Annotated in this window: 10 protein-coding genes; 6 read left to right on the top strand and 4 right to left on the bottom strand. The window is 73.0% G+C overall.

Annotated elements, in window-relative coordinates:
- Nucleotides 1-214: 214 nt before the first annotated feature.
- Both NOD94_RS39000 and NOD94_RS38995 read left to right on the top strand, forming a co-directional pair.
- Complete coding sequence (locus tag NOD94_RS39000) at nt 215-1,774, top strand: HtaA domain-containing protein (RefSeq protein ID WP_281210990.1); 1,560 nt, start codon at nt 215-217, stop codon at nt 1,772-1,774.
- A 19-nt stretch (nt 1,775-1,793) separates the two neighbouring features.
- A complete protein-coding gene (locus NOD94_RS38995; protein WP_281210989.1) occupies nt 1,794-2,444 on the top strand; it encodes a PhzF family phenazine biosynthesis protein in 651 nt (216 codons plus the stop codon).
- Nucleotides 2,445-2,511: 67 nt separating this feature from the next.
- On the opposite strand, the gene NOD94_RS38990 is transcribed toward NOD94_RS38995, so the two are convergent.
- Together NOD94_RS38990 and map are read right to left on the bottom strand one after the other, a co-directional pair.
- On the bottom strand, nt 2,512-3,159 hold the full coding sequence (locus NOD94_RS38990) for a biliverdin-producing heme oxygenase (RefSeq protein WP_281210988.1): 648 nt from the start codon (nt 3,157-3,159) through the stop codon (nt 2,512-2,514).
- A 131-nt stretch (nt 3,160-3,290) separates the two neighbouring features.
- Complete coding sequence (gene map / locus NOD94_RS38985) at nt 3,291-4,148, bottom strand: type I methionyl aminopeptidase (protein ID WP_281210987.1); 858 nt, start codon at nt 4,146-4,148, stop codon at nt 3,291-3,293.
- 72 nt (nt 4,149-4,220) lie between these two features.
- Here map and NOD94_RS38980 point away from each other — a divergent pair, with 72 nt between their 5' ends.
- Nucleotides 4,221-4,463 carry a hypothetical protein gene (locus tag NOD94_RS38980; RefSeq protein ID WP_281210991.1) on the top strand — a complete coding sequence of 81 codons (243 nt, stop codon included), beginning with the start codon at nt 4,221-4,223 and terminating at the stop codon, nt 4,461-4,463.
- Between the two features lie 18 nt (nt 4,464-4,481).
- Here NOD94_RS38980 and NOD94_RS38975 read toward each other — a convergent pair whose 3' ends face one another.
- Nucleotides 4,482-5,087, bottom strand: coding sequence for a hypothetical protein (locus NOD94_RS38975; protein WP_281210986.1), 606 nt, complete (start codon nt 5,085-5,087; stop codon nt 4,482-4,484).
- A gap of 105 nt (nt 5,088-5,192) precedes the next feature.
- On the opposite strand from NOD94_RS38975, the gene npdG reads away from it, so the two are divergent.
- Entirely contained in the window at nt 5,193-5,897 is a 705-nt protein-coding gene (gene npdG, locus NOD94_RS38970) for an NADPH-dependent F420 reductase (RefSeq protein WP_281210985.1), read from the top strand.
- Between the two features lie 128 nt (nt 5,898-6,025).
- Nucleotides 6,026-6,205, top strand: a complete 180-nt coding sequence (locus NOD94_RS38965) for a hypothetical protein (RefSeq protein WP_281210984.1) — start codon at nt 6,026-6,028, stop codon at nt 6,203-6,205.
- A gap of 25 nt (nt 6,206-6,230) precedes the next feature.
- Here the strand turns inward: NOD94_RS38965 and NOD94_RS38960 are convergent, their stop codons facing one another.
- Complete coding sequence (locus tag NOD94_RS38960; protein ID WP_281210983.1) at nt 6,231-7,034, bottom strand: site-2 protease family protein; 804 nt, start codon at nt 7,032-7,034, stop codon at nt 6,231-6,233.
- On the opposite strand from NOD94_RS38960, the gene NOD94_RS38955 reads away from it, so the two are divergent.
- Nucleotides 7,033-7,867, top strand: an 835-nt coding sequence (locus NOD94_RS38955) for an AfsR/SARP family transcriptional regulator (RefSeq protein ID WP_281210982.1), incomplete at its 3' end; no start/stop codon positions are given. The genes NOD94_RS38960 and NOD94_RS38955 overlap by 2 nt on opposite strands.

Raw genomic sequence — 7,867 nt, 5'->3', positions numbered from 1 at the left:
GCCGCCGCGGCGCGGAAGTCCTCCGACACCGGGCTGTACGTCGCCCTCGCCGCGGCCGTCCTGGTCCTGGCGGGCGGCGCGGCCTTCCTGGTGCTGCGGTCCCGCCGCGCGAACGCCGCCGAGTCCGCGCCCGCCGCGCCCGCGTCCCCCGACGCCCCGTAGCGCCCGCCCCACCCCCTTCCTCTTCTTCACGGTCCTTCAGGAGTACCCAGCCATGTCGTCGTCCCGCCGCCGTCCGATCGCCGTCGCGGCCGCCGTGCTCACCGCCGCCGCCCTCGGAACCACCGCCTTCGTCCTGCCCGCGACCGCCGACGGCAACGTCCCGGCCGTCGGCGCGCAGGTCGCCGCCGCACCCATTCCGGTGCTCGGCGGCACCCTCGACTGGGGGGTGCTGACGAGCCTGCGCGAGTACGTCAAGAGCATCGGCTCGGTCACCGCGCAGGACGGCGCCACCGAGATACCCGGAGGCTTCCGCTTCGGGCAGGCGACCGGCCAGTACGACAAGGACGGCGGCAACGTTGTCGCCGCGACCTTCAAGGGCCGGGTCGTCTTCGACGGGACCGCGCACGGGTTCGTCGTGAAGATGGAAAACTTCAAGATCAACAACAGTACGAAGAAGCTGACGGCCGACGTCACCAAGAACGGCACCCTCACGCGGGACGTCCCCCTCGCGGACGTGGCCTTCGCCGGGATGAACATGGCGGGCCTGTCGACCAAGCTGACCCCCGAGTTCGCCGCCGTGTTCACCCGCCCCGTTTACTCGGGTGCGGACGGCGACAAGGTGACGGTGGCGCTGGAGTTCCCGCCGCCGCCCGTGACCCCGCCGGTCACGCCGCCCGTCACGCCTCCGGTCACCCCTCCGGTGACCCCGCCGGTCACTCCGCCCGTCACGCCGCCGGTGACCCCGCCCGTCACGCCTCCGGTCACGCCGCCGGTGACCCCGCCGGTCACGCCGCCCGTGACGCCGCCCGTCACCCCGCCCGTCACCACGCCTCCCGCCGACGGCCCCCAGAAGATCCTCAGCGGCAAGCTCACCTGGGGCATCATGCGGTCCTTCCGCGAGTACGTCGGCGAGCAGGGCATCACCGCGTCCGGTGGCGCCGCCAAGAGCGGCAACACGTACGCGTTCGCCTTCGGCAAGGGCGAGCTCGACACCAAGAACCGGAAGCTGAACGCCGCCTTCGACGGAACCCTGCGCTTCGCGTACCCGGCGCACGGCCTCGACCTGACGTTCAGCAACATCCGCGTCGTCGGCAACGGCGGGACGGGCACGCTGACCCTCGACGCCAGGACGGCCGCGGGCCTGCGCAAGGACATCCCGTTCGCGACGCTCGACCTGTCGAAGGTCGAGTACAAGACCCGGGGCGGGCTGCTCGCCCTCAACTCGGTCCCCGCCGTCTTCACCGAGCAGGGCTCCGCCGTGTTCGCCAACGACAACGCCGTGCTGGACAAGTACAAGCCGGGCAAGCCGATGGACTCCCTCGACCTCTCGGTGGCCGTGGACAAGGACGTCACCCTCCCGCCGGCCGGCACCGGCGGCAGCGGTTCCTCGGGCGGCGGCAACTCGGGTGGCAGCAGCACCACCGGCGGCGCCGTGGGCGGCGGCTCGGTCGGTGGCGGCGGCTCGGCCGGCGGCGGTTCCGTCGGCGGCAACCTGGCCACCACCGGCTCCGAGATCCCGGCCGGCGCCCTCCTCGGCGCCTCCGGCCTCGTGGTCGCCGCGGGCGCGGGCGCGGTGTTCGCGGCCCGCCGCCGCCGTACGGCCCAGGTCTGAGGCGTGTTTGAATGCCCGCGTGAACGATCTGGATGTGCTCAAGGTCTTCTGCGCGGGTGACGGCCGCTTCGGCAATCCGCTCGGAGTGGTCCGTGACGGCCGCACCTGCCCGGACGACGCGTCCCGGCAGGCGCTGGCCGCCGAACTCGGCTACAGCGAGACGGTGTTCGTCGACGACCCCGAGCGCGGGGTCGTCGACATCCGCACGCCCGGCACCCGGATGGCCTTCGCCGGACACCCGCTCGTCGGCGTCGCCTGGCTGCTCGACATCGAGGAGCTCAACCCGCCGGCCGGGTCCGTGTGGGCCCGGGGTGACGGGGAGTTCACCTGGATCACGGCCCGCCCCGAGTGGGTCACGGACAAGCGCACGGAGCGGTACGCGAGCGCGGCCGAGGTCGACGCCCTGCCCGCCCCGCCCCCGGGCGAGGGCTGGCTGTACGCCTGGGCCTGGGAGGACGAGGCCGCCGGGCGGATCCGGGCCCGCGGCTTCCCCCGGCGCCCCGACGGCGCCGTCACCGAGGACGAGGCCACCGGCTCGGCGGCGATCCTGCTGACCGCGCAGCTCGGCCGCGCCCTGAACATCACCCAGGGCGAGGGCTCGCAGATCCTCACCGCCCCGGCCCCCGACGGCACGATCGAGATCGGCGGCCGCGTCCGCTTCGCCGACTGATCCCGAACACGACGGAGGGCCGGCCCGGTGCGCATCGCACCGGGCCGGCCCTCGTTCGCGTACGGGATCAGGCGCTGAGGCGGAACTGCTCGCCCAGCTCGCGGAAGACCGCGCCGTTGAAGTCGAAGGCGCGCTTGCACTCGTCGATGATGCGCTGCTTCTCCAGGTCGTCCGCGGCGATCGCGTCCAGCAGCTCCCGGTAGGTCCGCTTGAAGGCGGCCGGGTTGGAGATGTCCGCGAACACGTAGAACCGGACGCCGTCGCCCTTGCGCTCGAATCCCCAGGTGCGCTCCGCCTTGTCGCGGATGATCTGGCCGCCGGAGAGGTCGCCCAGGTAGCGCGTGTAGTGGTGGGCCACGTAGCCGCCGGGCCAGGACGTCGCGCACTCGGCGACGCGCTCGGCGTACGCCGCGGTCGCGGGCAGCGCGACCAGGCTCTCGCGCCACCCGGGCCCGCGCAGGTGGGCCAGGTCCCGCTCGATCTCGGCCAGGCGCATCAGCTCGGGCCTTATGAACGGCCCGGCCACCGGGTCCTCCCGGAGGGAGTCGGCCGCCTCCTCCAGCGCCCGGTACACGAACCACAGCTGCTCGGTGTAGCGGGTGTACGCGTCCACGCCGAGCCGCCCGCCGAGCAGGTCGCTCATGAACGTCGAGGTCTCGGCCTCGGTGTGCTGCTCGTGCGAGGCGACACGGATGACCGTGGAGAAGGCGTCCAAGACGGACCTCCGTTGAGGAAGGGGAAACAGGCGTGGGGGCAATGCCGCCACGCCCGATCTTCCTACTTAGGCTTGCCTAAGTCAATGTGTTCCCGACGCGTTGTCGGTAAAAGGGTCCGGATGGTTCATGCCTACGGCAAGGTCAGGATCTCCGCCCCGCTGTCCGTCACCACGAGCGTGTGCTCGAACTGCGCGGTCCGCTTGCGGTCCTTCGTCACCACGGTCCAACCGTCCTCCCACATGTCGTACTCGTGGGTGCCCAGCGTCAGCATCGGCTCGATCGTGAAGGTCATGCCGGGCTCGATGACGGTGGTGGCGTGCGGGCTGTCGTAGTGCGGGATGATCAGACCGGAGTGGAACGACGAGTTGATGCCGTGCCCGGTGAAGTCCCGGACCACCCCGTAGCCGAAGCGCTTCGCGTACGACTCGATGACCCGGCCGATGATGTTGATCTGGCGGCCCGGCTTGACCGCCTTGATCGCCCGGTTCAGGGCCTCGCGGGTCCGCTCCACCAGCAGCCGCGACTCCTCGTCCACCTCCCCGCACAGGTAGGTGGCGTTGTTGTCGCCGTGCACCCCACCGATGTACGCGGTCACGTCGAGGTTCACGATGTCGCCGTCCCGCAGGACGGTCGAGTCGGGGATGCCGTGACAGATGACCTCGTTCAGCGAGGAGCACAGGGACTTGGGGAAGCCCCGGTAGCCCAGCGTCGACGGGTAGGCGCCGTGGTCGCACATGTACGCGTGGGCGACCGCGTCCAACTCGTCGGTGGTCACCCCCGGCGCGATGAGCTTGGCGGCCTCTTCCATCGCCTGGGCGGCGATCCGGCCGGCGATGCGCATGGCCTCGATGGTCTCGGCCGTCTGCACCTCCGGTCCGGTGTACGGAGTGGGCGCGGGCTTGCCCACGTACTCGGGCCGGCGGATGTTTCCGGGAACGGAACGGACGGGAGAGAGCTCGCCTGGTACGAGCAGCGACTGGCCAGACATGCGAGCGAGTGTATCCAGCGGGGATGGGGCAGCATGGCTGACGAGAGCAGCATCGAGAGGAGCCGGACGACGATGGCCCTGTTCAAGAAGCGCCAGGTGGGCAAACCGGGCGAGTGGTACTACTGCCTGGTCCACAACAAGGTCGAGGAAGGCCCCGACTGCCCCGCCAAGGACCGCTTCGGCCCGTACGGGAGCCCCGAGGAGGCCGCCCACGCCATGGAGACGGCGCAGGAACGCAACCTCGAATGGCAGAACGACCCGAAGTGGAACGACAAGACCCGTGAGGAGGGCGAGGGCGGGGCCGCCACGCCGTAGCGCCCTCGCCGGTGTCGCCTACCAGCGGCTGGGCGGCGGGGCGGTCAGCTGATCGGCCAGCCGCGCCAGCCGCTCGCGCAACCGCCGCGGCCCCCGCCGGGCGGGCGGTCCGTTCTCCCCGGCCGCGGCGCTGACCAGGTGCTGCACCGTGTCCAGATCCAGCCCGGCGGTGTCCCGCGGAACCGACAGCGCCTCGTGCGCGAGGGTGCCGAGATCCGGGTCCCCACCGTCCAGCGCCAGTACGGTGGCCCCCGCGCGGCGGGCGTCGTGGACCCGCTCCAGCAGCCCCGCGCCGGGCCGATCCGGGGCCACCACCAGCAGCGTGTGCCCCCGCCGGGCCGCCTCCAGCCGTCCCAGCCCGACCGACAGGTGCGGCGGCTCGCCCGGCAGCACCCGGTGGCGCACCAACGTCGGCGCCAGCTCCGGCAGCCCCGACCAGGCGGACTCGTCCACCAGGTGGGCGGCCATGTGCCAGGGCTCGTACTGTTCCGTGCCGACCAGCAACAGAGCGTTGCCGGACGGTGCCACCGACCGCCGCAGCGAGCCGGCGAACCGGCGGGCCTCCCGCGGCCACTGCGTACCGGCGAGCACCTCGCGCAGCAGCGCGACCCTGACGGCGTCCATGGCGGCATCCTGCACCATCGGGCACCCCGGCAGGAGGGCTTCCCTCCACTTGGTCGTGCCCCACGGGACTCGAACCGGCGGCTACTCGGCAGTACCCTCGCCCCCATGACCTCCACAGACAGCACGCAGAAGCCGCCGGCCAAGGACCCCTGGGACCTGCCGGACGTCTCCGGCCTGGTCGTCGGCGTCCTCGGCGGCACCGGCGACCAGGGCCGCGGCCTCGCCTACCGGCTCGCCCGCGCCGGCCAGAAGGTGATCATCGGCTCCCGCGCCGCCGACCGGGCCGAGACCGCCGCCGCGGAACTCGGCCTCGGCGTCGAGGGCGCCGACAACGCCGACTGCGCGCGCCGCAGCGACATCGTGATCATCGCGGTGCCGTGGGAGGGCCACGCCAAGACCCTGGAAGCCCTCCGCGAGGACCTCGCCGGCAAGCTCGTCGTGGACTGCGTCAACCCGCTCGGCTTCGACAAGCAGGGCGCCTACGCCCTCCGGGTCGAGGAGGGCAGCGCCGCCCAGCAGGCCGCCGCCCTGCTTCCCGACTCCCGCGTCACGGCCGCCTTCCACCACCTCTCGGCCGTCCTGCTCCAGGACGCCTCCGTGGAGGAGATCGACACCGACGTGATGGTCCTCGGCGAATCCCGCGCCGACACCGACCTCGTCCAGGCCCTCGCCGCCCGCATCCCCGGCATGCGCGGCGTCTTCGCGGGCCGGCTGCGGGGCGCCCACCAGGTCGAGGCCATGGTCGCCAACCTGATCTCCACCAACCGCCGCTACAAGGCCCACGCCGGCCTGCGCCTCACCGACGTGTGAGCCCGCCTCCGGGGCCGCCCGCCGCGGCCCCGGCACCGGACGGCCGTGCCCCGGCCGTACTCGGCACGACGCATGGGGGACACTGGATGGGCTCGACCCCGTCCCGTGTCGCCGAGGAGCTGTTCCCGATGCCCCGCCTTGCAGTGTTCGCCGTTGTCGTCTGCGTCCTCGCCGTGGCCGCCGCCGTGGTCGCCTTCGTGGAGGGCAGCTTCCTCGGGATCATCTGGGTGCTGCTCGCCGGCCTGACGTCCAACATGGCCTGGTACTACGTGCGCAAGGCCAAGGTGGAGAAGGCCCAGAAGGTCTGAACCCCGCCGGGGCCGGCGCCCGCCGCTACTCGGCCGGGACCGCGCAGAAGAACCCGTCCGGGTCGTTCCAGAAGCGGTACAGCTCGCGGCCGCAGTACGTGTCCAGGTCCGACACGCCGAGCGCGCTCAGCACCCCGCTCACCGTCTCGAAGAAGAACGCGTTGACGGACGGGATCCACAGCAGCACGAACACGCCGATCAGCGCGAACGGCGCCAGCGGCTCCACCTCGCGGCGCACCCGGTGCGGCAGCCACGGCTCGATGACGCCGTACCCGTCCAGCCCCGGCACCGGCAGGAAGTTCAGGATCGCCGCAGACACCTGGAGCAGCGCCAGGAAGGCCAGCGCCATCCGGAACGGCACCGGCACCCCGTCCAGGGCGCCCAGCCAGAACGGCGCCGTGCACACCACGGCGAAGGCCACGTTGGTCAGCGGACCCGCCGCCGAGATCAGACTGTGCTTCCAGCGGCCCTGGATCCGACCGCGCTCGATGTACACGGCGCCACCGGGCAGACCGAGCCCGCCCAGGATCACGAAGACCACCGGCAGGACGATGCTCAGCAGCGGGTGCGTGTACTTCAGCGGGTTCAGCGTCAGGTAGCCCTTCGAACCGACGGTGATGTCACCGCCGTGCAGGGCCGTGCGGGCGTGCGCGTACTCGTGCAGGCACAGCGAGACGATCCACGCCGAGGTCACGAAGAGGAACACGGCCAACCCCGGGCTCGCCGCGTACCCGGTCCACACGGCCCAGCCCGTGACCGCCATGACGGCGACGACGCAGAGGAATACGGAACTGATCTGCCGCTCGCCGCGGCTGCCCTGGTGACCCATGCGGCGAAACCTACCCCGGCCCGTGCGCGGGCCGGAGTGCGGGGGCGGCGACAATGGGCCGGTGCATTACGCGATTCTCGGCACCGCCCAGGCCATCCGCGACGACGGGAGCACCGTCGCCGTCGGTGGCCCACGCCTGCGGGCCCTGCTGACCGCGCTCGCCCTGCGCCCGGGGCGGGCCGTCCCGCCCGCCCTGCTGGTCGCCGACGTGTGGGACGCGCAGCCGCCCGCCGACGCCCCCGCCGCGCTCCAAGCCCTCGTCGGGCGACTGCGGCGGGCTCTGGGACACGGGGCCGTGCGCTCCGCCGAGGGCGGCTACCTGCTCGACGCGCGGCGCGAGGACGTCGACCTGTACCGCTTCGAACGGCTCGTCCGCGAAGCCGCCGCCGCCCCCGACCCGGCGGGCGCCGCCGCCCGCTACGACGAGGCCCTCGCCCTGTGGCGCGGTCCGGCCCTGGCCGACCTGCCCGACCCGGCTGCCGAGGCCGCCCGGTGGGAGGCCGTACGCCTGGACGCGCGCCGGGGCCGGCTCGCCGCGGCCCTCGACCTCGGCGACGCCCCGCGGATCCTGCCGGAGCTGGCCGAACTGTGCGCCCGCCGGCCCCTGGACGAACCCCTCCAGGTACTGCGGATCAGGGCCCTGCGCGACGCCGGCCGACCCGCCGAGGCACTGGCCGCCTACGAGGACGTCCGCCGCGACCTCGCCGCCCGCCTGGGCGCCGACCCGGGCCCCGCCCTGCGTGCCCTGCACACCGAGCTCCTCAGCCCGCCCGTCCCGCCCCCTCCGCCGGCGTCGTCCTCCGTCGCGCCGGGCACCGCAGCCGCGGTCGGCG

The sequence above is a fragment of the Streptomyces sp. Isolate_45 genome (assembly GCF_024721315.2).
Lineage (GTDB): Bacteria > Actinomycetota > Actinomycetes > Streptomycetales > Streptomycetaceae > Streptomyces.
This window is presented reverse-complemented; position numbering and strand designations above follow the sequence as displayed.

What these genes read in the sequence shown, in the direction of transcription:
- NOD94_RS39000 (WP_281210990.1), top strand. Translation starts at nt 215, where the DNA reads ATGTCGTCGTCCCGCCGCCGTCCGATCGCCGTCGCGGCCGCCGTGCTC.
- NOD94_RS38965 (WP_281210984.1), top strand. Translation starts at nt 6,026, where the DNA reads ATGCCCCGCCTTGCAGTGTTCGCCGTTGTCGTCTGCGTCCTCGCCGTG.
- NOD94_RS38975 (WP_281210986.1), bottom strand. Translation starts at nt 5,087, where the DNA reads ATGGACGCCGTCAGGGTCGCGCTGCTGCGCGAGGTGCTCGCCGGTACG.
- npdG (WP_281210985.1), top strand. Translation starts at nt 5,193, where the DNA reads ATGACCTCCACAGACAGCACGCAGAAGCCGCCGGCCAAGGACCCCTGG.
- map (WP_281210987.1), bottom strand. Translation starts at nt 4,148, where the DNA reads ATGTCTGGCCAGTCGCTGCTCGTACCAGGCGAGCTCTCTCCCGTCCGT.
- NOD94_RS38980 (WP_281210991.1), top strand. Translation starts at nt 4,221, where the DNA reads ATGGCCCTGTTCAAGAAGCGCCAGGTGGGCAAACCGGGCGAGTGGTAC.
- NOD94_RS38960 (WP_281210983.1), bottom strand. Translation starts at nt 7,034, where the DNA reads ATGGGTCACCAGGGCAGCCGCGGCGAGCGGCAGATCAGTTCCGTATTC.